Here is a 23,623-nt window from a genome sequence, read left to right on the forward strand (position 1 = left end):
CCACAGGTCCTGCGCAGGTTTCAGGTTTTGCGCGGACCCTGTGGGAGCGGGCGTGCCCGCGAAGGGCCGCACAGCGGCTCCAATGATGCTGCGTCAGCTGGCCGGCCGCAGGTTGCCGAATAGCCGGTTGGCCTGGGTCTCGTTCATGCTGCCGCGCCAGGCGCCGTTCCCCATGTCACGTTCGCTCGCCAGTTTCAGGTGGCCTGCTTCCAGCCGGTTGAAACCTTGTGCCGGTTTTTGTCGGAAGTGAAAGTGTGCATACCACAAGGCCTGCCGGCTACTCCGATCAAGGATGCGATATTCCTCCAGGTATTCGACCGGGTTGCCTTTGCGGTCCAGCTTGGGATTCAAAGTGCGCGACCAGGCAATTTCGACTTCCCGCTCGGCAAGCAGGTATTCCAGATAACCAACGGTAGGCTTTCTGGTGACCTTGGTCTGGGCGATGCGCAATTCGCGGCCAAGTGCCTCCATCTGCTCGGCAGCGGTATTCAGCCTTTGCGTCAAGGTTCGTTGCCCATCGGTCATTGCATCCCCTGCTTTCTGACCAATCCTGTCGGCAATGAAGCGCAGCTGCTGCGCGTGCCCTTGGGCGATGTCCTCCAGGTCGGCAGGGACTGCTTGCGGCGTCTGATACCGGCGTAGCTTGGCCTGCTGCCTGGGAATATCGTCCAGACGAGCCGTGGCGGTTTCCACCAGGTTCGCCATTGCCTGGGTGGGCGCCGCGCGTTGTGTTGTCGACAACTGCCATTGGCCTGTTTCGTTCCTGGCATAAGTGGTATGGGCTTGATCGGAATGTGGCTGGTTGATACGCATGCGTGCCTGCCCTCGCTCGACGTACTCGGTGCCGATCAGCGGGCCTTCCACGGTTTCGAACAGGCGTGGCCGGCTAATTCCCTGCCCAGGCTGGCGACCGGTGCGTTGTCGGGCGGCATTGGCCCTGTCGAGGCTGTTTTCGATGTCGTCGATCAGCTGACGCAGCAGCTGTCGCAGCGAACGGTTTTCCTCGGGCGACAGAAGGTTCTGGAAATTGTCTTCCCACGCCCTGACGTAGTTCAGGAATCGTGCGTAGTGGCTTTGTGCGCTTCGCAGGAAGTTGCGCTCCTGGGCTCGACTTAGACTGGCCTGGGGCAATTGCAGGTGGCTGTAGAGGGTGCTGCGCAATGCAACGCCTTGCTCGTGGAAGTGTGTCATGAATGCGCTGATCTGCGGATGTCCGACGGCGCTTGCCTTGAATAGCGTCAGCGAAAGAATCGATGCCCGGACAAGTCGTGCATTGGTAAGATCGAGGACCAATCCTGTCTCTTCTACCAACAGCTGGTAACGGGTCAATGCGCTGCCTTGCAAGGTATTGCGCCTGGCCTGATGACGAATGGCCAAGCGCTCCACTTCCTGCAAGGTTTCGATCAGCTCACGATTGGCCGTCAATACCTCCTGGGTCAGGCGCTCCACCCGTTCGATGGTGGCAGTGTGCCCATGCAGGGCCTGGAACGCAGCTTTAGCACGCTGGACCTCATTCGTCGCCAGGGTGAAGCGTTCCGACACCAGGCGCATCTCGTGGACGCTCATCTCGCTGATGTTTTCCTCACATATTGCGGCGAACCTGGCGTGGTCCGCCCTGCTCAGCGTGGAACGCTGTTCGCGCAGGCGCACAAGGCTGCGCGTGTTGAACTCGATGTTGCGGTTGAGTTCTTCGACCAGCTGACGACGTGCGTTGGCGAGCGCAACCCTTTGCGAGTCGGTCGGGCGAACCCCATCTGCGACTGCCTGGCGGGCCGTGCGGTAGCTGGCTTCCCTGGTCCTCAGGCTATCTCGCGTACGCACCAGCCCGTCGTTTACATCGTGCGCGAGATCCATGCCGGTCAATTGCCGGGGGTGTCGGCGAAGGAGCCTGCGCCAGTATGCGATGCCCTGATTGTGCAGGGTGGTGAGTATGCCGCCGCCGCCTTGCAGGCCGTTGTCGACCAGCAGGCCGCTCAGCCTTCCCGGGGTTTCCCAGAGCCCCTGTTCACTCAAGCGCACAGGTTGGCGGTAGGTGCGCAGGCCTTGGGGTTTGAGCCGCCAGGTGGCGTGCGCCGGGTTCCAGCCCACTGCATACCAGGCGTTGTTGCGCGAGATGAAGTGTTGTTGGCTTGCAGTGTGTTCGAACACACTCGCCCCTTGGGGATGGGCGGAAGGTACCATCGGGCCTGCTGGTAATTCTGCCTCGTAACCCGCGAATGGGCTTGGCGGGGTCTTGCGAATTCCGCCGGTTGGCCTGAACGGGTCAAGACGCTGGCGTTGTCGGGTCAACTGGCGTGCAGTGGCTGCGGAATTGCCTGCGGTGGCCGTCACCGGTGCAAGCGTGAGCAGGGCATCGGTCAACGACTGTAGCAGGCTGACCAGGTGTTGCAGGCCCTCTTCCAGCTCACCCCTGTCGAATGCCGAGACAGCGGCGTTCGCCGTGTGCCAGCCATCGTACAGCGCCAACGCTGTGCCTGCGCCGGGCAATATGCTGAGTGCCAGCCTCAAGCCGAGAAAGAAGTAACGGTTGAACACCTCGGGCTCGGCAAGCGCCATGTCGGCCTGGCTACGCGAGGTGGCGCGATGAGTGCGGATGAGTTCACCCATGTCCTGGGCGGCTTCGTAGGTTGGCAAGGTTTCATTGCGCACCGAACCCATGCCTATGAAGGTGTGGAATCCGGTTCGCAATGCCTGGTTGATGTACCGCTCATGTTCATCCGGGTTACCGGCCTGCGTCCGGGTTGCCAGATAGTGGGCCATGCCACGCTCCAGCGCCATCGTTTGCAGCGCCTCGCAGGCGACCTGGGGGGTTGCATGCTGAGTGATGATCCTGCCGTTGGGGGCATCCGGCATATACAGCAGTACCGGCCCCGCCATACCCTTGATGACGCTGATACCCGACAGGCCCACGCTGTTACTGGACCCGTCAGCAGCAGTGCCCGGTGCCAGCACCAGCGCGTGGTAGGTGATGGTTCTGGCGACAGTGCCGTCGACCTGCTCATGGCAGAACCTTTCCAATAGCTGCTGGCCTGCGGTGTCAAGGCTGGCTGGCCTGCTCAAGGTCAGCAGCCGCAGGCGGTGTTCGTAAGGCTCACGCAGGGTTTCCTGGCGCCATTGCGCCTGCCAGCCGGACTCGTGGGCAAAGCCCAGGTAGGCCTTGACGATACGTTGTTCGTAGCTGCCGGCGGCATCCAGCTGGGTAATCAGCCTGGTGATATAGGCTGGCGTAAGGGCCAGTTCCAGCGTGCGGTTCGCCGGCTTGCACCTGATTGTGGCATTGCCCAGCCTGAGCCGCCGATTGTCATCCAGTGCCAGCAGTATGAAGGCTTCCAGATTAACGTCACTGCGCTTTTCGCTGAACACCGGTATATCCCGGGACCCAGCGCCGCCAGTGGCCGATTGGCCGGTTACCACCTTTTTCACGGCTACGCTGTCGGCGATGTCGAGGATGATCTGCGGAATGTCCTGAATGGCAAATTCGTTGCGCAGATGTTGATGCAACAGGTGGCGGGTGAATTGCTTGCGTGACGGCAAGCTGATCCTGAGCAGGTCACTTGAGGCAAGCAGTGCGCCTCGCAACGCATCGACCTGTTTGGCCATACCGTCGAGCTGCTGCGGGTCAAGGTGACGTAAGGGGGCAAGCTGTGCGTGCATGTTGCTGGTACGGTTCTTCTCCGCGAACCGTGCCAGGGCCATCTCCCTGGCGCGGTTCGCGCTTATGCACAGGCGCTGTCGGACATGCTCCTTCGAGATGTCGGCAGGCAGCGCTGCAACAATAGCCTCCACGCAATGCTGCATGAAGTGCGACTCGATCGCTGTATGGCTGAACGATACCGATGTGGCGTTGGCCAGAGCCTCCAGCAATTGCAGGCTGTCGGCCGGCTGCGCCGCTTCCAGCAGTGCGTCCGGCCATGCGCCATGCAGCGTAGCCAGCAGACTTCCGGCAAGGGCCGCCTCGTGTTCGAAAGCCCGCAGCCCGCCACGTTGGCCTGGCCTGTAAAGCAGTATGCCGGGGGCGTGGGTGTCGTCGTTTTCTCCGGGAAGGGCACGGAAGGTCATGTAACCGTGCAACTGCCAGCTCTGTTCTGCAATCACCAGCTCCAGGGTGCTGGCCTGTACCAGGCGTTGCAGGCCAGGCTTGGGCCTGTCGACGAGCTGCTCGATCCAGTCCAGATGCGTATCTGACAGCTCCCCCATCGTGTGCTGCAGGCGAGCTTCCTTGAGCAAGGCTTGGCAAAGCCCTCCGCTGATCTGTTCAAGTGGCGTGTTGTCACCCACGCGTTCCTTGAGGTTGGTGCTCGTCAGCACGGCTGGCAGTTCCAGCAAATAGACGTCCCGGGCATCTTTCAGTACCTCGAGCGCTGCCTGGCGTTCCCTCAGGAGCGTGACCTTGGCAGAGGTGGGCGCTGTCTCTCCGGCCAGATACTGCTCCAGCAGTGTTTCCTGACGCTCTATCGACTGCTGGCGCCAGACGATGGGCAGGTGTTGTTCCAGGCCGGCGAAGTGAGCCTCTTCCTCCGCCAGGGCGGTATCGTCAGCGTTCACCTGGTCGATGGCGCTTTTCAGCGTCGCATCGAGTGCCCCGCGAACCAGATCGCTGCGCTGGCGTTCCCAGGTTTGCAGGTCGGACAAGTCCAGTGAGTCCGTTTCGCTTTGCAGGCAGGCTTGAAGCAGGTGGTGCTGGGTAATTTCCTGATCCTGGCGGAGCATTTCCGCCAGTAGTGCACTGAAGCCATCGCTTTGCACATCGGTGACGACGACGTTCTGTCGTGCGCCTTCGACAATGGAAGATCTGGGGTCCGACCAGAACCAGGATCGATTGGCGAAGACCCAGTCACGCAAAGATTCAAGATCGCTGAACGCCAGCACCGGATGCAACCTGGCTGGCAGGTAGAGCAGCCAGGGTGTCTGGCCTGCGTGAGGGCGGATCAATAATGCGGCTGTACTGGTCAGCGTGTTTCCTGGCGACAGTTGCCATTCCAGCAGGGCGTGTTGCGCCGAGGGCTCCCTGCCGCGCAGCCAACCTTTGATATCTATCGTGCCCAGGCCATATGCAGTGTCCAGACTGCCGGTGAAATGCTGGCGAAGCAGTTTGCTTGCCTGGGCTTTTCGCGAGGTATCGGTACCGGGCATGCGCCCATCCCAGTAATTGCCCGCAGCGTGAAACTGCGCTGCCCTGACCACGGGGCCGAGGTTCTGCGCCCATGTATCGGCAGTGGTCGTTGCGTATGCCGCTGTATCGGTGAAGCCCCACGGGGTCCAGTCGGCAAATGGATTGGCAAAGACCGGGCCAGCCAGCAGGCGGGTGGCGAATGTCAGCATGCTCACCTGGCTCTCGCCATGGCGCAAGCCGCAATGGCTGGGGTCCAGTTGCAGTTGAGCCTGCAAGGTGTCGTGCACGGTTTGCTGCAGGCTGGGTGCCTGGCTCAACAGGGTTCGCAGCTGTCTGGCGCTGCGTTCCAGGGATTGCCGCGCTGCCGTGAGCAGGTTGCCTTTGCCGGCCAGTAGATGACGGGGGCTGCCGGTACCGGTAACAGGCAGTGTCTTGACCAGATCGCGCTGGTGGTTTGCAGAGGTGGGCATGAGCAATCGTCTCTTCAAGGGCTGGTGTTGACTGCCCTTTATTGAATTGATCGCGGTGGTACGAGGGGTGGTACTTGTATCTCAGCCGCTGCAGCGCAGTGGCAGGAAGGGCGGCAAGTAAAGCGAGAGATAGGCTTCGAACACGCGCATGCCTTCCTCGGCCATGCGCGGTGTGATTTGTTCGAACAGCTGCATGGAGTGCGCGTAGACGCGATCGCTCAGCTCCATGGCCAAGGCGAAGACATCCACATCGTGAGGCATCGTCGGCAGCTGGAAATGCCGATCGAACAAGCTATGCATCAATTCGCCCAGTTCCATGTCGTGCTGGCGGTCGGCCTGCACTACTTCGCTCAACCCGTGCTGGGCAAGGATCAACTGACGCGCTGCGGCATCCTCGTTGTAGATATCGAGCATGCGCTGCTCGACCAGCCGCGACAGTTGGTGCCAGGTGCTGAAGGCGCAGCTGTCGATCGGTGCACTCAAGGCCTCGCGAAACGCCCGGTGCACGTCGGCCGTCAACGCCTCCAGCAAAGCCGGCACGCTGGCGAAAAAGTGGTACACCGACGACGGTGGAATCTGTGCGCGTTCGGCCACGCTATAGATCGAAAGCGCCGCTACGCCTTGCTCGGCCAGCAACTCGCGGGCAGCCGCCAGAATCGCCTCGATCCTGGCCTGGCTGCTGGCGCGCGGCCTGCGCGGGGAAGCAGTGCGGGTCATCAGTTGCTGATCGCCAGGATGCTGGCCTGGTAGGCGCCGACGAACAGATCGAAGTCGCCGACCTCCTGCTGTTCCAGGCGCGACTGCTCGGCCAGCGAGTCGCGGGCGAGGGTTTCGAAAGCCTGCTGGCGCTCGACCGGCAGTGGCTGCTCGCGGAAGGTTTCGGCGTGGATACGGCTTTGGCGCAGGGAAAACTGGACGAAGCTCTCGTCATGCTCGGTCATGCGTGCCAGCACCTGGGCCGAAGGCGTCAGCGAGGCATCGTCGACCTTGGCCTGTTGGGCATCCAGGGCCTTGCCGTGTTCTGCACTGCCTTGCGCCTGGTCGAGCAGCTCGGCCAGTGGGCGGATATGCTCGATCAGCTCGCTGGCCCAGGCCTTCAGGCCAATCGGCTGGCCATTGCGGCGCAGTTCCAGGCCCGGGCGACGGCCTTCCTTGACCACGGTCAGGAAGTTGCTGGTGCACTGGCCGCATTCGCCGTTATCCAGTTGCGGGCTGTCTTCCAGCGCGCAGAACAGCAGGAACGCGTCGAGGAAGCGTGCCTCGGTCAGGTCGATGCCCACCGGCAGGAACGGGTTGATGTCCAGGCAACGCACTTCCACGTACTGCACGCCGCGCGAGGTCAGGGCCTGGATCGGCCGCTCGCCGGTGTAGGTGACGCGCTTGGGGCGAATGTTCGAGTAGTACTCGTTCTCGATCTGCAGGATGTTGGTGTTCAGCTGTACCCACTCGCCATCCACGTGCGTGCCGACTTCGACGTAAGGCGGGTAGGGCGTGCCCACCGCCTTGCGCAGGCTGTCGGTATAGCTGGCCAGGTTGTTGTAGCACGGCGTGAGGCCGGCCTGGGCGTTGCTCTGGTAGCCCAGGTCGCTCATGCGCAGGCTGGTGGCGTAGGGCAGGTACAGGGTTTCGGCGTCCAGCTCTTCGAGCTGGTGCGGGCGGCCACGCAGGAAGCCTTTGTCCAGTGCCGGCGAGGCGCCGAACAGGTACATCAGCAGCCAGCTGTAGCGGCGGAAATTGCGGATCAGCGCGATATAGGCCGACGACTGGTAGTCGCGGTCGCTCTCGCTGCCGCCTTCTGCGGCGCGCAGCAACGGCCACAAAGCTTCGGGCAGCGAGAAGTTGTAATGGATACCGGCGATGCACTGCATGGTGCGGCCATAGCGCAGGGCCAGGCCCTTGCGGTAGACGTGCTTGAGCTTGCCGATGTTCGAGCTGCCGTACTCGGCGATCGGGATGTCCTCCTCGGCCGGCAGCGTGCAGGGCATCGACGGGCTCCACAGGTATTCGTCGCCCAGCTTGCTGTAGACGAAACGGTGGGTCTCTTCGAGGCTTTCCAGCACCTTGGCCGGGTCGGGCAGGGCCGGGGTGATGAACTCCAGCAGCGACTCGGAATAATCGGTGGTGATCTGCTCGTTGGTCAGCGCCGATCCCAGGGCTTGCGGATGCGGGGTCTGGGCCAGGCGACCTTCGTTGGTCACGCGCAGGCATTCGCGCTCAATACCGTGCAGGCACTGCTTGAGCAGGGGGAGATTGGCGCCGAGCAGGCTCAGGCGGCGGTTGAGGAGGTCGCTCAAGATGTATTCCTTCACGCGTCAGTCGCCCCAATATGGGGGTAGAAAAGACGGTCTACAAGGGTAGTGGGAAAAGGAACTGGCGTTGTCGCCTGGTTTACGCGGTTCCGGCATTGCGCAGCGCCGACTTCGGGGGCCGCTTCGCAGCCCATTGCCGGCAAGCCGGGCTCCAACAGGTGCACCACGATTTCAGGCTTGTGGATTACCTGTGAGAGCCCGGCTTGCCGGCGATGGGGCGCGAAGCGGCCCCTTGCTGTTGCCGAAAATACCGCAGATACCGCCTGGTGGGCTAGAGAACGGCAAAGGTTCCTTGCGCTTTCGCCACCAGCTTGTCGCCCTGAACTACGTCGGCGTCGACCACCAGGGTGCGCCGCCCGGCGTGCAGCACACGGGCGGTGCACAGCACTTCACCGTCACTGACGGCGCGCATGTAGTTGATCTTGCACTCGATGGTGACGCTTTGCTGGTCGAAGCCATGGCTGGCCGAGCAGGCCAGGCCCATGGCGATGTCCACCAGGCTGAAGATCGCCCCGCCGTGCAGCTTCTGGCCACGGTTGCGCAAGTGTGGCTCGAGCGCCAGGGCTACCTCGGCAACACCTGTTTCCAGGCGTTGCAGGCGGCAGCCCAGGAGCTGGCTGAAGGCGCTTTCGACGTACTCGCGTGGTACGTCCATCACTTCTTCTTCAGCTGCTTGGCGTTGGCGAACAGCGCGGCCATCGCGTTATTGGCCGGGGCTGCAGTGGCGGTTTCGCGCTGGCGCGGCGCCTGCTGCTGACGGTTGCCGCTATTACCACGGTTACCGCCGCGGTTGCCTTCGACCTTTTCGCCCGGGGTGTCGCTCATGCGCATGGACAGGCCGACGCGTTTGCGCGGGATGTCCACTTCCATGACCTTGACCTTGACCACGTCGCCGGCCTTGACCGCTTCACGTGGGTCCTTGATGAACTTCTCCGACAGCGCCGAAATATGTACCAGGCCGTCCTGGTGCACGCCGATGTCGACGAAGGCACCGAAGTTGGTGACGTTGGTCACCACGCCTTCGAGGATCATGCCCGGTTCCAGGTCCTTGAGGTCTTCGACGCCGTCCTGGAAGGTGGCGGTCTTGAACTCGGGGCGTGGGTCGCGGCCAGGCTTGTCCAGTTCCTGCAGGATGTCGGTGACGGTCGGCAGGCCGAAGGTTTCATCGGTGAACTTCTTCGGGTCCAGGCGCTTGAGGAAGCTGCTGTCACCGATCAGCGAGCGAATGTCGCGGTCGGTATCGGCGGCAATTCGCTGCACCAGCGGGTAGGCCTCGGGGTGCACTGCGGAGGCGTCCAGCGGGTTGTCGCCGTTCATCACGCGCAGGAAGCCGGCTGCCTGTTCGAAGGTTTTCTCACCCAGGCGGCTGACCTTTTTCAGTGCCGCACGCGTGGCGAACGGGCCGTTGGCATCGCGATGGGCGACGATGTTCTGCGCCAGGGTGGCGTTGAGGCCGGAGATGCGCGTCAGCAGCGCCACCGACGCAGTGTTGACGTCGACACCCACGGCGTTCACGCAGTCCTCGACCACGGCGTCCAGGCCACGCGCCAGCTTCAGCTGGGACACGTCGTGCTGGTACTGGCCGACACCGATGGATTTCGGGTCGATCTTCACCAGTTCGGCCAGCGGGTCCTGCAGGCGGCGGGCAATCGACACGGCACCACGGATCGACACGTCCAGGTCCGGGAATTCACGGGCGGCCAGCTCCGAGGCGGAGTACACCGAAGCGCCGGCTTCGGAGACCATGACCTTGGTGATCTTCAAGGCCGGGTACTTCTTGACCAGTTCGGTCACCAGCTTGTCACTTTCGCGGCTGGCGGTGCCATTGCCGATGGCGATCAGCTCTACCGAATGCTTGGCGCACAACGCCGCCATGATGGAAATGGTGCGGTCCCAGTCGTTCTTCGGCGCGTGCGGGTAGACCGTGGTGTGGTCCAGCAACTTGCCTGTGGCATCGACCACGGCGATCTTGCAGCCGGTACGCAGGCCCGGGTCGAAGCCCAGGGTGGCGCGAGGGCCGGCCGGGGCGGCTAGCAGCAGGTCGTGCAGGTTGTGGGCGAACACATTGATCGCCTCGCCTTCGGCGTTGTCGCGCAGCTCGCCGAACAGGTCGGTTTCCAGATGGGTGTACAGCTTGACCTTCCAGGTCCAGCGCACCACTTCGCCCAGCCACTTGTCGGCAGGGCGGTTGCGGTTCTCGATGCCGACATGGTTGCTGATCATGAGTTCGCACGGGTGCAGGGTGCCGGGCAGTTCTTCACCGACTTTCAGCGAGGCGCTCAGCACGCCTTCGTTACGCCCGCGGAAAATTGCCAGGGCGCGGTGCGACGGGGCGTTGCGCAGCAGTTCGTCATGGGCGAAGTAGTCGCGGAACTTGGCGCCTTCTTCTTCCTTGCCAGGCACGACACGGGCGCTGAGCACCGATTCCTGCTTGAGGAAACTGCGCAGCTTGTCGAGCAGGGCGGCGTCTTCGGCGAAGCGCTCCATGAGGATGTACTTTGCGCCTTCCAGCGCGGCCTTGACGTCGGCCACGCCCTTTTCGGCGTTGACGAAGCGTGCGGCTTCGCTTTCCGGGGCCAGGTCGGGGTTGTTGAACAGGCCGTCGGCCAGCTCGCCGAGGCCGGCTTCCAGGGCGATCTGGCCCTTGGTGCGGCGCTTCTGCTTGTACGGCAGGTACAGGTCTTCGAGGCGGGTCTTGGTATCGGCCAGCTTGATTTCGCGGGCCAGTTCCGGGGTCAGCTTGCCCTGCTCCTCGATGCTGGCCAGGATGCTGGCGCGGCGTTCGTCGAGTTCGCGCAGGTAGCGCAGGCGCTCTTCCAGATGGCGCAGCTGGGTATCGTCCAGGCTACCGGTCACTTCCTTGCGGTAACGGGCGATGAAGGGCACGGTCGAGCCTTCGTCCAACAGGCCCACGGCCGCCTCGACCTGCTGGGGGCGTACGCCCAGTTCCTCGGCGATACGGCTGTTGATGCTGTCCATGTAAACCACCTGACATTTGTGAATACGGGGGTCGCCTGTGGGTCTCTCGCCCGGCGGCGCTGGATGAAAGCCGCGCATTATACCCATCGCAAACGGCTTGCGGTGATGGCGCCCGGCCAGTCGGAACTGGCGCCGGGGGAAAAATCTGCTAACAATGCTCACGCTACGTGCAGCAATGGCTACGCCATAATGCGCGGCGATATCAGAGGAGTTATTCATGACCGGCACGCCAAACACCGCTGAAGGTGACAAGATTCTCATCGTCGACGACGACCCGGGGCTGAGCAGCCTGCTGGAACGTTTCTTCACCAGCAAGGGCTACCGTGCCCGCGCAGTACCCAACACCGAGCAGATGGACCGCCTGCTGCAGCGTGAGGTGTTCAATCTGGTGGTGCTCGACCTGATGCTGCCCGGCGAGGATGGCCTGTCGGCGTGCAAGCGCCTGCGTCAGCAGAACAACCAGATCCCGATCATCATGCTCACTGCCAAGGGCGACGAGTTCAGCCGTATCAAGGGCCTGGAGCTGGGCGCCGACGACTACCTGGGCAAACCGTTCAACCCGGACGAGCTGATGGCCCGGGTCAAGGCCGTGCTGCGCCGCCAGGCACCGAGCGTGCCGGGTGCGCCTGGCAGCGAAGACGAGTCGGTCACCTTCGGCGACTACGAGTTGTCGCTGGCTACCCGCGAACTCAAGCGTGGCGACGAAGTGCACATGCTCACCACCGGTGAGTTCGCCGTGCTCAAGGCGCTGGTGATGCACGCGCGCGAGCCGCTGACCCGCGACAAGCTGATGAACCTGGCGCGTGGCCGTGAATGGGATGCGCTGGAACGCTCCATCGATGTGCAGATCTCGCGTCTGCGCCGCATGATCGAGCCGGACCCGTCCAAGCCGCGTTATATCCAGACCGTCTGGGGTGTGGGCTACGTGTTCGTGCCGGACGGAATCGCCGGTAAATGATGCCGCGCCATCGATGAAGACACCGCTCTGGTTTCCGCAAAGTTTCTTCGCCCGCACCCTGTGGCTGGTGTTGATCGTCGTCCTGTTCTCCAAGGCCTTGACCCTGGTCTACCTGTTGATGAACGAGGACGTGCTGGTCGACCGTCAGTACAGCCACGGTGTGGCGCTGACCCTGCGCGCCTATTGGGCGGCCGACGAAGAAAACCGCGACAAGATCGCCGAAGCGGCAGGCCTTATCCGGGTCACCGGTTCGGGCGTGCCCGAGGGCGAGCAGCACTGGCCCTACAGTGAAATCTACCAACGGCAGATGCAGGCCGAGTTGGGCGAGGACACCGAGGTACGGCTGCGCATTCATGCGCCGCCAGCGTTGTGGGTCAATGCGCCAAGCCTGGGCCCGGGCTGGTTGAAGGTACCGCTGTACCCGCACCCGCTGCGTGGGCAGAAGATCTGGAACGTGTTGGGTTGGTTCCTGGCCATCGGCCTGTTGTCCACCGCCTCGGCCTGGATCTTCGTGCGCCAGCTGAACCAGCCGCTCAAGCGCCTGGTGTTTGCTGCCCGGCAGCTGGGCCAGGGGCGCAGCGTGCGCCTGCCGATCAGCGACACGCCCAGCGAAATGACCGAGGTGTACAAGGCCTTCAATCAGATGGCAGAGGATGTCGAGCAGGCCGGGCGCGAGCGCGAGCTGATGCTGGCGGGGGTTTCCCACGACCTGCGCACACCGTTGACGCGCCTGCGCCTGTCGTTGTCGTTGCTGGACAGCGACAACGAACTGAGTGACGACATGGTCCGCGATATCGAGGACATGGATGCGATCCTCGACCAGTTCCTGGCCTTTATCCGCGATGGCCGTGACGAGCCGGTTGAAGAGGTCGACCTGGCCGACCTGGTGCGCGAGGTGGTGGCGCCGTACAACCAGCCGGAAGAACGGGTGCGCCTGTGCCTGGAGCCGATCCCGCCGTTCCCGCTGCGCCGGGTTTCGCTCAAGCGCATGCTGGGCAACCTGATCGGCAATGCCTTGCACCACGCCGGCAAGGGGGTGGAGGTGGCCGCCTATGTGTCGGGCGACGAGAGTGCGCCGTACGTGGTGCTGAGCGTGCTGGACCGTGGAACGGGGATAGACGAGTCGGAGCTGGAGACCATCTTCAACCCGTTCATTCGTGGTGACCGGGCCCGGGGGGGCAAGGGCACCGGACTGGGGCTGGCGATCGTCAAGCGGATCGCGGCGCAGCATGGTGGGAATGTGGAGTTGCGCAATCGCTCTGGTGGCGGGATAGAGGCGCGGGTGAGGTTGCCGCTGGGGTTGTTGCTGCCGCGTAATGCTGTATGAATCTGGTTGGCTGCGCCGGCCCTATCGCCGGCAAGCCAGCTCCCACAGGTAATCCACAAGCCTGAAGGTTGCGGTAATCCTGTAGGAGCGGCCTTGTGTCGCGATGGGCTGCGCAGCAGCCCCAAAATCTCAGCCCTTACCCTTGGTCCGGGTCTGATTAGGCCCGCCATTTTTCTCCAGATGCTCGATGATCATCCCGGCCACGTTCTTGCCGGTGGTCACTTCGATGCCTTCCAGCCCCGGCGACGAATTCACCTCCATCACCAGCGGCCCATGGTTGGAGCGCAGGATATCCACACCCGCCACGCTCAGGCCCATCACCTTGGCCGCGCGAATGGCAGTCATGCGTTCTTCCGGGGTGATCTTGATCAGGCTGGCCACACCACCGCGGTGCAGGTTGGAGCGGAATTCACCCGGTTTGGCCTGGCGCTTCATCGAGGCGATGACCTTGTCGCCGACCACGAAGCAGCGGATATCCGCGCCACCCGCTTCCTTGATGTATTCCTGCACCATGATGTTCTGCTTCAACCCCATGAACGCCTCGATCACCGATTCGGCGGCCTTGGTGGTTTCGCACAGCACCACGCCGATGCCCTGGGTGCCTTCCAGCACCTTGATCACCAGCGGGGCGCCGTTGACCATCTGGATCAGGTCGGGGATGTCGTCCGGCGAGTGGGCAAAGCCGGTGATCGGCAGGCCGATGCCGCGCCGCGACAGCAGTTGCAGCGAACGCAGCTTGTCGCGGGAGCGGGCGATCGCTACTGACTCGTTGAGCGGATACACACCCATCATCTCGAACTGGCGCAGCACCGCGCAGCCATAGAAAGTCACCGATGCGCCAATGCGCGGGATCACCGCGTCGAAGCCTTCCAGCGGCTTGCCGCGGTAGTGGATCTGAGGTTTGTGGCTGGCAATGTTCATGTAGGCCCGCAGGGTGTCGATCACCACCATTTCGTGGCCCCGCTGGGTACCGGCCTCGACCAGGCGGCGGGTGGAATACAGACGCGGATTGCGCGACAGCACAGCGATCTTCATGCAGCACCTGTTACAGGAGAAAGGGTGGCCGGGAAGGCCGGTTTGTCTTGTACGTATTTGAGACCCGGGTTGACCACCAACTGGCCATGGATCAGGGCCTTGGACCCCAGCAACAGGCGATAACGCATGTTCTTGCGACAGGCCAGGGTGAACTCCACCTCCCACACACCATCGCCCAGGGCCAGTGACGTGCGGATGACATAGCGGGTCTGGGCCTGGCCATTGGAGCTCTTGATGGTTTTCATGGTCACCAGCGGTGCCTCGCAGCGACGGTGGCGCAACTGCACCACCGAGCCAAGGTGTGCGGTGAAGCGGACCCAGGGCTGGCCGTCGCGCTCGAACGGTTCCACCTCGGTGGCGTGCAGGCTGGAGGTGCTGGCGCCGGTGTCGATCTTGGCGCGCAGCCCGGCCACGCCAAGGTCGGGCAGGGCGACCCACTCGCGCAGGCCGATCACAGTCAAATGGTCAAATGTCTTCACGAAACGCACCCTGCGAATGAGGTGATGAACTGTAAGCACGGCGGGGATTTTTTGCATCCGATCGTTACGGTAGTACAGTTCGATGAAACACAGCGTTCGAGGTAACGGGATGGCACAAAAAGCCGAAGACGACGACAAGGTCCGCCTGGACAAATGGCTGTGGGCGGCACGCTTCTACAAGACCCGTGCGCTGGCCAAGGCGGCGATCGAGAGTGGCAAGGTGCATTGCCGGGGTGAGCGCTGCAAGCCGGGCAAGGAACCGCGGGTGGGGGACGAGTTCGTGCTGCGCACCGGGTTCGATGAGCGCACCGTGGTGGTGAAGGCCTTGTCGGTGGTGCGGCGTGGTGCGCCAGAGGCGCAGACGTTGTACGAAGAGACCGAAGACAGCGTGCGCCGGCGTGAGCAGGCGGCGGAATTGCGCAAGGCCGGGGCGATGGGCGTTACAACCGATGGCCGGCCGACCAAGAAGCAGCGGCGGCAGATTCACCAGTTGCATGGGAGCTTCGAATAGCCGGGGCCGCTTTGCGGCCCTTTCGCGACACAAGGCCGCTCCTACAGGAAATCGCGGCCCCCTGTAGGAGCGGCCTTGTGTCGCGATGGGCTACGCAGTACCCCATGGCCCTAACGGGTGACAGCCATCCGTCCGACCAGCGGTAACCGGGCCAGCAGGTTGAACAACGGCGCCGTCCAGCGCAGCAGCACCGCACTTCCCTTGGCCGCCAGCGGCGTGTAGCAGCTCCAGCCCAGCGCCAGCACCGCCATCAGCAGCCCGCCGATGTAGTCATCTTGCCCCCAGTGGGCACCGGCCACCAGGCGCGGCAACATGAACAATACCGCCAACCCCCAGACCACCAGGTACTGCACCAGGCGGCGGCTGAACACGCTCATGAACAGCGCCCAGACCAGCAGCACCGAGGCATGATCCCCCGGGAAACTCTTGCTGGAACGGTCCTTGAGCTCCCAGGCCGCCTCCAGGTCCGGATAGTAGTCGCTGAGGTGCACCATCTCGTCGAACATCATCGACGGGCTCTTGTGCTGCCAGCCGGCTGCATCCACCCACTTGGAAAACAGCGCGCGAATCACCACTAAGAGGATTAGCGTGACCAGGAAGCCGAAAAAGGCCTGGCGCACCTGGGTTGCCTTGAACACCCAGTCGCCTCGGATAAGCACTGCCAGAAGGATCAGGCCGACGACGATGTCGAACGGGCGCAAGCTGCCGACAGTCCAGATATAGCGCCAGGTAGTGTTGTCGGCTAGCGGCGCATTCAGGCTGTGGAACAGCCACTCGTCGAAAGTCAGGCACAAGATCTGGCCAATGGGCCATAACCAGAAACACAGTAGAGCGATGGGAAGCAGCGTACAGGCTGCCAATGGCCCCCAGGACCACCTTGCTTGGAACAGTGGTCGATTGTCCATAAAATACCTCTATTGCAAACAGGAATCGGAGCGCCTTGTGAGCGCTCTGTCATGGGGTTCTCGCTTGTTTTCGACAACCCTTGTAACCATTTTGTCATCATTTTCAGATAGCCAAAACCTATGAGCGATTTGCCTGATACCGATTTCACCCAACGTTTCATCTTCGACGAGCGCGATGTGCGCGGCGAGTGGGTGTCTCTCGATGACAGCTACGCCGCGGTGCTGGCGCGTCATGAGTACCCGCAGCCGGTGCAGGCACTGCTGGGCGAGCTGATGGCCGCCACCGCCTTGCTGGTCGGGGCGCTGAAGTTCGACGGCCTGCTGATTCTGCAGGCGCGCTCTGCCGGGCCGATCCCGCTGCTGATGGTCGAATGCTCCGGCGACCGCGATATCCGCGGCATGGCCCGTTACGAAGCGGACCAGATTCCGGCGGATGCAACCCTGTCGCAGCTGATGCCCGACGGCCACCTGACCTTGACCATCGATCCGGTCAAGGGCCAGCGCTACCAGGGCACCGTCGACCTCGATGGCGCCACGCTGTCGGAGTGCTTCACCAACTACTTCGTCCAGTCGCAACAGCTCAACACGCGCTTCTGGCTCAACGCCGAAGGCGGCAAGGCACGTGGCCTGCTGCTGCAGCAACTGCCGCGCGACCGCCAGCCGGACGATGAAGAGCGTGAAGAAAGCTGGCAGCACGTTGTGGCATTGGCCACCACGCTCAAGGCTGATGAGTGGGCGCTGGACAACGAAACACTGCTGCACCGCCTGTACCACGAAGATGCCGTACGCCTGTTCGATATCCAGCCGCTGCGCTTCAATTGCAGCTGCTCGCGCGAACGTTCCGGCAATGCGCTGGTCAGTTTGGGCGAGCACGATGCCAAGGCGCTGGTGGAAGAGTGCGGCGGGCAGGTGGAGATCGATTGCCAGTTCTGCAACGAGCGCTATTTCTTCGACGCCAGTGATGTGGCGCAATTGTTTGCCGGTGGCGGTACGGACGTAGCCTCAGAAACTCGTCACTGAAACGTTTAACTACAGGACAATCTCCTGTCGAATTGCGCAAAAGCGCAGTTCTGACAGGAGGGGCCTACTTTTTTTGGGCGTTTCTGGCATAATCCGGCCACTTTTTTCGCTGTAGTAGTTTTTTTGAGACAACTACAAAACGTTTGGAGCACTCGGCCTCGGGCCGGATGGGGTATCTCATGACGCAAGCCAACAACACCGTGTACACCGACCTGAGCGTCGATGAGCTGGTAAAAGAAGCGCTGCAACGCGGTGAAGGCGTACTAGCCGATACTGGCGCACTGGTCGTGGAGACTGGTCACCGTACTGGCCGTTCGCCGGCTGACCGTTTCATCGTCGAAGAGCCTTCCACCCAGGACGCCATCGCCTGGGGCCCGATCAACCGCAAGTTCCCGGCCGACAAGTTCGATGCCCTGTGGGCTCGCGTCGAGGCGTTCAACAACGCCCAGGATCACTTCGTTTCCTACGTTCACGTAGGGGCGGCCGCCGAGCACTACCTGCCGGTGAAGATGACCACCCAGACTGCCTGGCAGAACCTGTTCGGTCGTTGCCTGTTCATCAACCCGGAGCAGTACAACCCGGCTGGCCGTGGCGAGTGGCAGGTCCTCAACGTCGCCAACTTCGTGTGCGAGCCTGAGCGTGACGGCACCAACTCCGATGGCTGCGTGATCATCAACTTCGCCCAGAAGAAGGTGCTGATCGCTGGCATGCGCTACGCCGGCGAAATGAAGAAAGCCATGTTCTCGGTGCAGAACTTCCTGCTGCCGGCTGCCGACGTACTGCCGATGCACTGCGCCGCCAACATCGGCGAAGCAGGCGATGTGACCCTGTTCTTCGGCCTTTCCGGTACCGGCAAGACTACCCTGTCGGCCGACGAAAGCCGTTACCTGATCGGTGACGACGAGCACGGCTGGGGCGAGGGCGTGGTCTTCAACATCGAAGGCGGCTGCTACGCCAAGTGCATCGACTTGTCCGAAAAGAACGAGCCGGTCATCTGGAAAGCCATCAAGCATGGCGCCGTGCTGGAAAACGTCGTTCTCGACGCCAACAAGCACGCCGACTACAGCGACGTCAGCCTGACCCAGAACAGCCGTGCGGCCTACCCGCTGGAGCACGTTGCCAAGCGTTCCGAAGCGAACCTGGGCGGCGAGCCGAACGCAGTCATCTTCCTGACCTGCGACCTGACTGGCGTTCTGCCTCCGGTTTCGATCCTGAACAACGAACAGGCGGCCTATCACTTCCTGTCCGGCTACACCGCGCTGGTCGGTTCCACCGAAATGGGTTCGGGCAGCGGCATCAAGTCGACCTTCTCCACCTGCTTCGGCGCCCCGTTCTTCCCGCGCCCGGCTGGCGAGTACGCCGAACTGCTGATCAAGCGTATCAAGGGCTTCGACTCCAAGGTCTACCTGGTCAACACCGGCTGGACCGGCGGTGGCTACGGCGTTGGCAAGCGCTTCAGCATCCCGACCACCCGTGCCGTGATCGCTGCGATCCAGAGCGGCGCGCTGATCGGCGCTGAAACCGAACACCTGGACATCATCAACCTGGATGTGCCCAAGGCCGTTCCGGGCGTTGATACCGAGCTGCTCAACCCGCGCACCAACTGGGCTGACAAGGCTGCCTACGACGAGGCCGCCAAAGGCCTGGCCAAGCTGTTCATCGAAAACTTCAAGAAGTTTGAAGTTTCCGATGCCATCAAGGCCGCTGGCCCGCAGCTGTAAGCTGACCCGCCCGCAACGAGAAAGCCGCCCCCTTCGGGCGGCTTTTTTGTTTTTTCTACAAGCCTGTGCGGGCCTCTTCGCGGGTAAACCCGCTCCCACAGGTTCTCCGCCGCCCTCAAGACTCACGCCACACCTGTGGGAGCGGGTTTACCCGCGAAGAGGCCCGCACAGGCAGCGAAAATCCGGTTTTTCTGTTTCACTGTCAGCATCCATTGCGAAGACAAGAGCCAGCCAGATGACCGAATCCCCTCAGCGCACTGCCTTCTCCCACTTCCACCCCATCCTCACCCGTCCCCAGGACAACGACCTGAACGGCCACATTGCCGGTGCCACCGTGCACGGCTTCTTCGAAACCGCCATCCAGGCGTTTCTTGTCGAACAGGCCGACCTGGACCTGCGTGACGGCGAGCTCGCGGCCTTCGTGGTCAGTTCGGCGGCGGATTTCTACGCGCTGCCAGGCTTCCCGGATGTGCTGGAAGTGGGGCTGGGGGTGGCGCGCCTGGCGGGCAGCACGGTGGAGTACCGCCTGGCCCTGTTCCGCCCAGGGGAGCCGGAGGCGTGTGCAGCAGGCACGGTGGTGCAGGTGTTCATCGAACGGGCCAGCGGCCGGCCAGTGGCCTTGCCACAGACGCTGCAGGTGATCCTGTCTGGTGTACTGCAGGAACAGCAGGCATGAAAAAGCCCCGCTGGCAGGGGCGGGGCTTTTGTTGCCGGGGCAAGGCCCTCAGGCGTTAGTCGCGCCAGTGGCGCTTGTGCTTGCGATGGCCGTAGTGGTGGCCACGGTCCCAGTGGCGACGGTCGTCGTCATAACCACGACGGTAGCGGCGGCCTTCGTGGTAATCGTCTCTGTCGGCCTCTTTACCCATGTAGTTACCCAGTGCGCCACCGGCGCCACCGCCGGCTGCCGCGCCAATGTAGCTACCGGTAGTACCGCCCACGGAGCGGCCGACCACGTTGCCGCCTGCGGCGCCCAATGCGCCACCGATGGCTGCCTCACCACGCTGGTGCTTGTCGGCACCGACCGCACTGCCAGCTGCGCCGCCCAGGCCAGCACCGATCGCGCCGCCTGTGCTACCACCAATGGACTGGCCCACGACAGAGCCCAGTACCCCACCCAATGCGCCGCCAATGCCGGCCTCGGTGGTGCCGCCTGCCATGGCAACGCCGCTGAGCAAGCTGAAAGACAACAACAGTATCGAGGAGTACTTCTTCATCAAGAAAGCCTCATAAGGATGACGAGGCGATTTTTGAGCCTTACGGGCGCGCCTGGCAACGGAAATCCGACGAGTAACACGAGTTGTACACAATTCTCTAACTTACTGTATTTACTGTGAAACTTTATCGTTTTTTCGCTGTCTTAAACCTTTATGACGAAGCCCTGAACCACATTGGAACAGGGCTTTTTTCGTTTTTGGCGGCACGGCTTCTGGCCTCTTCGCGGCTAAAGCCGCTCCCACAGGGATACCACTGCTCCCAGGCCTTGTGATTTCCCTGTGGGAGCGGCTTTAGCCGCGAAGAGGCCGGCGCATTTCTAGAGGATACGCCCGTCGTCCCGCGCCCGCTCCAGCTTGATGGCGATGAACTTCGACGTCGGCGTATGGCTGCCATCGCCAATGCTTTCCAGCGGCACCAGCGGGTTCACTTCCGGGTAGTACGCCGCCGCCTGCCCGGCCGGGATGTCGAAGGCCAACAGGGTGAAACCGTGCACACGGCGTACATGCCCATCTCCCCACAACGACACGATGTCGACCTGCTGCCCCGGTTGGAAACCCAGGCGGATGATGTCGGCTTCGTTGACGAACAGCACCTCGCGCTGGCCACGCACGCCACGGTAGCGGTCGTCCAGGCCGTAGATGGTGGTGTTGTACTGATCGTGCGAGCGCATCGACTGCATGATCAGGTCCGGCACCTGGCCGCTGGCGCGTACACGTTCGTCAAGCAGCGTGTCGGGCAGCAGGTTGGCCTTGAAGTTGGCGCGGCCGGTGCTGGTCTTCCATTCGCGGCTGGCGGCGCTGTTGCCCAGGTAGAAACCGCCCGGCTCGCGCAGGCGCTGGTTGAAGCCGCTGAAGCCGGCGATGGTGTCGCCGATCAGCTCGCGAATACGGTCGTAGTCAGCCACCAGCCAGTGCCAGTCCACAGGCTTCTTGCCCAGGGTGGCGGCGGCGATACCGGCGATGACCGCCGGCTCCGAGCGCATCTGCGTCGACAACGGCTTCAGCTGGCCATTGGAGGCGTGAACCATGCTGAACGAGTCTTCTACCGTTACCGCCTGTGGCCCTTCGGTCTGCAGGTCGATGTCGGTGCGCCCCAGGCACGGCAGGATCAGTGCCTGCTTGCCATGCACCAGGTGGCTGCGGTTGAGCTTGGTGCTGATGTGCACGGTCAGCTCGCAGTTGCGCAGTGCCTGGGCGGTGCGCTCGGTGTCTGGCGTAGCCTGGGCGAAGTTGCCGCCCAGGCCGATGAATACCTTGGCCCGGCCGTCGAGCATGGCGTGGATCGCCTCGACGGTGTTGTGGCCGTTATGCCGAGGCACGGGGAAGCCGAAGCGCTGCTCGATGGCATCCAGCAGGGCCACCGGCGGGCGCTCGTTGATGCCCATGGTGCGGTCACCCTGCACGTTGCTGTGGCCTCGCACTGGGCACAGGCCGGCACCTGGTGCGCCGATATTGCCGCGCAGCATCTGCAGGTTGACGATTTCCTGAATGGTCGGCACCGAGTGGCGGTGCTGGGTAATGCCCATCGCCCAGCACATGATCACCCGCTTGCCACGGCAGTACATGCGCGCGGCCAGTTCGATGTCTGCCAGCGCCAGGCCGGACTGGGCCTGGATGTGCTCCCATGGCGTGGCGTCCACTACCGCCAGGTAGTCGTCGATGCCGTGGCCATGTTCAGCGATGAAGGCGTGGTCGAAGACTGCCGGTTCGCCGTTGGCCTGGGCTTCGCGTTCCCATTGCAGGACGAACTTGGCCATGCCGCGCAGCATCGCCATGTCGCCGCCCAAGGCCGGGCGGAAGAATGCGGTGTTGGTCGGCCGGTCGCTGTTGGTCAGCATTTCCAGCGGGTTTTGCGGGTGCTGGAAGCGCTCCAGGCCACGCTCCTTGAGCGGGTTGATGCACACCACCTGGGCACCGCGTTTTACCGCATCGCGCAGCGGGTCGAGCATGCGCGGGTGGTTGGTACCGGGGTTCTGGCCCCAGACGAAAATCGCGTCGGCGTGCTCGAAGTCGTCGAAGGTGACGGTGCCCTTGCCGACCCCGATGCTTTGCCCCAAGGCCACGCCACTCGCCTCGTGGCACATGTTCGAGCAGTCCGGGAAGTTGTTGGTGCCGTAGGCTCGCACGAACAACTGGTACAGGTACGCTGCTTCGTTACTGGCGCGCCCCGAAGTGTAGAACTCGGCCTGGTCAGGGCTGGCCAGCTTGTTCAGCTCGCGAGCGATCAGGGTGAAGGCGGCGTCCCAACTGATCGGCTGGTAGCGGTCGCTGAGTGCGTCATAGACCATCGGCTCGGTCAGGCGCCCCTGGTACTCCAGCCAGTAGTCGCTCTGCTGCAGTAGCGAAGTGACGCTGTAGCGGGCGAAAAAGGCGGCATCGACGCGGCGCTTGGTCGCCTCCCAGTTCACTGCCTTTGCACCGTTCTCGCAGAACTTGACCATGCCGCTTTCCGGCGAGTCGCCCCAGGCACAGCCGGGGCAATCGAAACCGCCGTTCTGATTGGTCTTGAGCAGCGCGCGAATGTTCTTCAGCGCGTTATCGCTGCCGACCCAGGCCTTGGCCACGCTGCGCAACGCACCCCAGCCACCGGCGGGGCCGTGGTAGGGCTTGTAGCGAGGGGAGGAGGCTGGGGCGTTTTCCGGGAGGTGTTGGTACGAGGTCACGACAGTTACGACTCCGCCGCTGGGCTGTAGACCCGCGGTACGCTGTGCTTGGGCAGATGGATAAGGTTGAGGTTGTGCTTGCGCGCCCATTGCAGGGCAAGGCCGGTGGGCGCCGAAAGGCTGACAAGGGTCTGGATACCGGCCCGCAGCACCTTCTGGATCAGCTCCAGGCTGCAGCGGCTGGTGACGATGGCCAGGCCGCCCTGGCTGTCGATGCCCTGGCGCAGCAAGGCGCCGATCAGCTTGTCGAGGGCGTTGTGCCGGCCGATGTCTTCGCGGCCGAGCAGCAGTTCGCCATGGCGGTCCATGAACAGCGCCGCATGCACCGCGCCGCAGTGCTGGCCGAGGGGCTGGAAGGCATCGATGCGCTCACGCAGGCCGACCAGCCACTGCGCCGGTGGCAAGGGTGCGCCAGGCAGTTTGGCCAGCTCTGGCAGTGCCTGCTCCAGCGCTTCGACCCCGCACAGGCCGCAACCACTGGTGCCGGCCAGTTGACGGCGCTGGTTTTTCAGGTTCCAGAACGCACGGCTGGAAATCTCCAGGTCGGCATACATTGCCGAGCCGCTGCCGGAGAGTTTCAGGTCGTAGATTTCCGTGGTGCCTTCCACTATGCCGCTGCCGACACTGAAACCAACGGCGAAGTCTTCCAGGTCGGTGGGGCTGACCAGCATCACCGCCTGGTTCAGGCCGTTGTAGACAATGGCCAGGGCCACTTCTTCGGCCAAGGGCGTGCTGTCGCGCCTGGCGTCGCTGAGCTGGACGTAATCGTAGGTGTTGCTGGCGGCGGGCATGGACAAGGGCGATGAGGCCGCGCAGACCGGAGGCTTGCTTTTCATCGGGGCGATATCGGGCTATCGGCAGCTCTTTGATAGCACAAGCCTAGGCGTGTGGGCCGGCGGCGTCTAATCGCTAGGGTCTA

General features: G+C 62.9%; 17 protein-coding genes. 6 read left to right on the top strand and 11 right to left on the bottom strand.

Going from position 1 to position 23,623, the window contains the following annotated elements:
- Positions 1 to 93: 93 nt before the first annotated feature.
- The 5 genes from RIN61_RS12980 to RIN61_RS13000 form a co-directional block, all read right to left on the bottom strand.
- On the bottom strand, positions 94 to 5,583 hold the full coding sequence (locus RIN61_RS12980; protein ID WP_313857467.1) for a dermonecrotic toxin domain-containing protein: 5,490 nt from the start codon (positions 5,581 to 5,583) through the stop codon (positions 94 to 96).
- An 81-nt stretch (positions 5,584 to 5,664) separates the two neighbouring features.
- Complete coding sequence (locus tag RIN61_RS12985) at positions 5,665 to 6,300, bottom strand: TetR/AcrR family transcriptional regulator (RefSeq protein ID WP_112251306.1); 636 nt, start codon at positions 6,298 to 6,300, stop codon at positions 5,665 to 5,667.
- Positions 6,300 to 7,877 carry a glutamate--cysteine ligase gene (gene gshA / locus RIN61_RS12990; protein ID WP_215521027.1) on the bottom strand — a complete coding sequence of 526 codons (1,578 nt, stop codon included), beginning with the start codon at positions 7,875 to 7,877 and terminating at the stop codon, positions 6,300 to 6,302. The genes RIN61_RS12985 and gshA overlap by 1 nt, the downstream gene beginning before the upstream one ends.
- A 286-nt stretch (positions 7,878 to 8,163) precedes the next feature.
- On the bottom strand, positions 8,164 to 8,547 hold the full coding sequence (locus tag RIN61_RS12995; RefSeq protein WP_003257433.1) for a PaaI family thioesterase: 384 nt from the start codon (positions 8,545 to 8,547) through the stop codon (positions 8,164 to 8,166).
- On the bottom strand, positions 8,547 to 10,871 hold the full coding sequence (locus RIN61_RS13000) for a Tex family protein (protein WP_207877579.1): 2,325 nt from the start codon (positions 10,869 to 10,871) through the stop codon (positions 8,547 to 8,549). The genes RIN61_RS12995 and RIN61_RS13000 overlap by 1 nt, the downstream gene beginning before the upstream one ends.
- A 217-nt stretch (positions 10,872 to 11,088) precedes the next feature.
- Between RIN61_RS13000 and ompR the strand changes: the two genes are divergently transcribed.
- On the top strand, positions 11,089 to 11,829 hold the full coding sequence (gene ompR, locus RIN61_RS13005; RefSeq protein WP_112251314.1) for an osmolarity response regulator transcription factor OmpR: 741 nt from the start codon (positions 11,089 to 11,091) through the stop codon (positions 11,827 to 11,829).
- Between the two features lie 13 nt (positions 11,830 to 11,842).
- Positions 11,843 to 13,156 (top strand): ATP-binding protein, encoded by a 1,314-nt coding sequence (locus RIN61_RS13010; RefSeq protein ID WP_112251316.1) that lies wholly within the window; start codon positions 11,843 to 11,845, stop codon positions 13,154 to 13,156.
- Between the two features lie 129 nt (positions 13,157 to 13,285).
- Here the strand turns inward: RIN61_RS13010 and rimK are convergent, their stop codons facing one another.
- Positions 13,286 to 14,191, bottom strand: a complete 906-nt coding sequence (rimK, locus tag RIN61_RS13015) for a 30S ribosomal protein S6--L-glutamate ligase (protein WP_015268602.1) — start codon at positions 14,189 to 14,191, stop codon at positions 13,286 to 13,288.
- Complete coding sequence (gene rimB / locus RIN61_RS13020; RefSeq protein WP_041166351.1) at positions 14,188 to 14,670, bottom strand: retropepsin-like aspartic endopeptidase RimB; 483 nt, start codon at positions 14,668 to 14,670, stop codon at positions 14,188 to 14,190. Before rimB ends, rimK begins: the two co-directional genes overlap by 4 nt.
- Positions 14,671 to 14,779: 109 nt before the next feature.
- On the opposite strand from rimB, the gene RIN61_RS13025 reads away from it, so the two are divergent.
- On the top strand, positions 14,780 to 15,181 hold the full coding sequence (locus RIN61_RS13025) for an RNA-binding S4 domain-containing protein (protein WP_013970457.1): 402 nt from the start codon (positions 14,780 to 14,782) through the stop codon (positions 15,179 to 15,181).
- 110 nt (positions 15,182 to 15,291) lie between these two features.
- On the opposite strand, the gene RIN61_RS13030 is transcribed toward RIN61_RS13025, so the two are convergent.
- The gene (locus RIN61_RS13030; RefSeq protein ID WP_313857474.1) at positions 15,292 to 16,086 is read right to left on the bottom strand and encodes a phosphatase PAP2 family protein; all 795 of its coding nucleotides are present in this window, start codon (positions 16,084 to 16,086) and stop codon (positions 15,292 to 15,294) included.
- A 120-nt stretch (positions 16,087 to 16,206) separates the two neighbouring features.
- On the opposite strand from RIN61_RS13030, the gene hslO reads away from it, so the two are divergent.
- From hslO to RIN61_RS13045, 3 genes are all read left to right on the top strand, one after another.
- A complete protein-coding gene (hslO, locus tag RIN61_RS13035) occupies positions 16,207 to 17,106 on the top strand; it encodes an Hsp33 family molecular chaperone HslO (RefSeq protein WP_015268604.1) in 900 nt (299 codons plus the stop codon).
- A 179-nt stretch (positions 17,107 to 17,285) separates the two neighbouring features.
- The gene (locus RIN61_RS13040; protein ID WP_133969941.1) at positions 17,286 to 18,827 is read left to right on the top strand and encodes a phosphoenolpyruvate carboxykinase; all 1,542 of its coding nucleotides are present in this window, start codon (positions 17,286 to 17,288) and stop codon (positions 18,825 to 18,827) included.
- A 235-nt stretch (positions 18,828 to 19,062) separates the two neighbouring features.
- The gene (locus RIN61_RS13045) at positions 19,063 to 19,503 is read left to right on the top strand and encodes an acyl-CoA thioesterase (protein WP_112251320.1); all 441 of its coding nucleotides are present in this window, start codon (positions 19,063 to 19,065) and stop codon (positions 19,501 to 19,503) included.
- A 55-nt stretch (positions 19,504 to 19,558) separates the two neighbouring features.
- Here the strand turns inward: RIN61_RS13045 and RIN61_RS13050 are convergent, their stop codons facing one another.
- The 3 genes from RIN61_RS13050 to fdhD all read right to left on the bottom strand — a co-directional run bounded on the left by RIN61_RS13050 (position 19,559) and on the right by fdhD (position 23,540).
- Positions 19,559 to 20,041, bottom strand: a complete 483-nt coding sequence (locus RIN61_RS13050; RefSeq protein ID WP_112251322.1) for a YMGG-like glycine zipper-containing protein — start codon at positions 20,039 to 20,041, stop codon at positions 19,559 to 19,561.
- A 317-nt stretch (positions 20,042 to 20,358) separates the two neighbouring features.
- Entirely contained in the window at positions 20,359 to 22,704 is a 2,346-nt protein-coding gene (locus RIN61_RS13055; RefSeq protein ID WP_313857478.1) for an FdhF/YdeP family oxidoreductase, read from the bottom strand.
- A gap of 5 nt (positions 22,705 to 22,709) precedes the next feature.
- A complete protein-coding gene (gene fdhD / locus RIN61_RS13060) occupies positions 22,710 to 23,540 on the bottom strand; it encodes a formate dehydrogenase accessory sulfurtransferase FdhD (RefSeq protein ID WP_313857480.1) in 831 nt (276 codons plus the stop codon).
- Between the last annotated feature and the right edge of the window lie 83 nt (positions 23,541 to 23,623).

The organism is Pseudomonas inefficax (assembly GCF_032164165.1).
Classification (GTDB): domain Bacteria; phylum Pseudomonadota; class Gammaproteobacteria; order Pseudomonadales; family Pseudomonadaceae; genus Aquipseudomonas; species Aquipseudomonas inefficax.

Coding starts and splice junctions, on each gene's coding strand:
- ompR (WP_112251314.1), top strand. CDS start 11,089: ATGACCGGCACGCCAAACACCGCTGAAGGTGACAAGATTCTCATCGTC.
- rimK (WP_015268602.1), bottom strand. CDS start 14,191: ATGAAGATCGCTGTGCTGTCGCGCAATCCGCGTCTGTATTCCACCCGC.
- fdhD (WP_313857480.1), bottom strand. CDS start 23,540: ATGAAAAGCAAGCCTCCGGTCTGCGCGGCCTCATCGCCCTTGTCCATG.
- RIN61_RS13040 (WP_133969941.1), top strand. CDS start 17,286: ATGACGCAAGCCAACAACACCGTGTACACCGACCTGAGCGTCGATGAG.
- hslO (WP_015268604.1), top strand. CDS start 16,207: ATGAGCGATTTGCCTGATACCGATTTCACCCAACGTTTCATCTTCGAC.
- RIN61_RS13050 (WP_112251322.1), bottom strand. CDS start 20,041: ATGAAGAAGTACTCCTCGATACTGTTGTTGTCTTTCAGCTTGCTCAGC.
- RIN61_RS13010 (WP_112251316.1), top strand. CDS start 11,843: ATGAAGACACCGCTCTGGTTTCCGCAAAGTTTCTTCGCCCGCACCCTG.
- RIN61_RS12995 (WP_003257433.1), bottom strand. CDS start 8,547: ATGGACGTACCACGCGAGTACGTCGAAAGCGCCTTCAGCCAGCTCCTG.
- RIN61_RS13000 (WP_207877579.1), bottom strand. CDS start 10,871: ATGGACAGCATCAACAGCCGTATCGCCGAGGAACTGGGCGTACGCCCC.
- RIN61_RS13045 (WP_112251320.1), top strand. CDS start 19,063: ATGACCGAATCCCCTCAGCGCACTGCCTTCTCCCACTTCCACCCCATC.
- RIN61_RS13030 (WP_313857474.1), bottom strand. CDS start 16,086: ATGGACAATCGACCACTGTTCCAAGCAAGGTGGTCCTGGGGGCCATTG.
- RIN61_RS13025 (WP_013970457.1), top strand. CDS start 14,780: ATGGCACAAAAAGCCGAAGACGACGACAAGGTCCGCCTGGACAAATGG.
- RIN61_RS12985 (WP_112251306.1), bottom strand. CDS start 6,300: ATGACCCGCACTGCTTCCCCGCGCAGGCCGCGCGCCAGCAGCCAGGCC.
- RIN61_RS12980 (WP_313857467.1), bottom strand. CDS start 5,583: ATGCCCACCTCTGCAAACCACCAGCGCGATCTGGTCAAGACACTGCCT.